This window comes from Vogesella mureinivorans, assembly GCF_007644035.1.
GTDB lineage: Bacteria > Pseudomonadota > Gammaproteobacteria > Burkholderiales > Chromobacteriaceae > Vogesella > Vogesella mureinivorans.
On the sequence record NZ_VMTV02001117.1, the window covers coordinates 1 to 256 of the forward strand.

1 protein-coding gene is annotated in these 256 nt (G+C 52.3%); it reads left to right on the forward strand.

What is annotated here, in order from left to right; translation table 11 throughout:
* The coding region (locus FLQ44_RS25740) for a molybdopterin-binding domain-containing protein (protein WP_206209149.1) at positions 1-256 on the forward strand (256 nt) is incomplete at both ends.

Sequence of the window (256 nt, forward strand, 5' to 3'; positions counted from 1 at the left end):
TGTGCCTGCTTTGAAAAAGATTTCTGGGCTTGGCCCGGATGCTTGGGGGCCGGAGTTTGTGCGGGTTCGGTGTCATGCTGAATTGCGATCGCTGGGTCGGCGCGAAACTTATGTTTGGGGTAAACTGCATTTAGTTGCCGGAGTCTGGGAATTTGAACCTGCTAGCGGCAGCCAAAATTCAGCGAATTTAATTAACCTCGCAAATACGAGTGGTTTAGCAGTTTTGCCCGCATCGGAAACCTGGATAGGGCCGGGC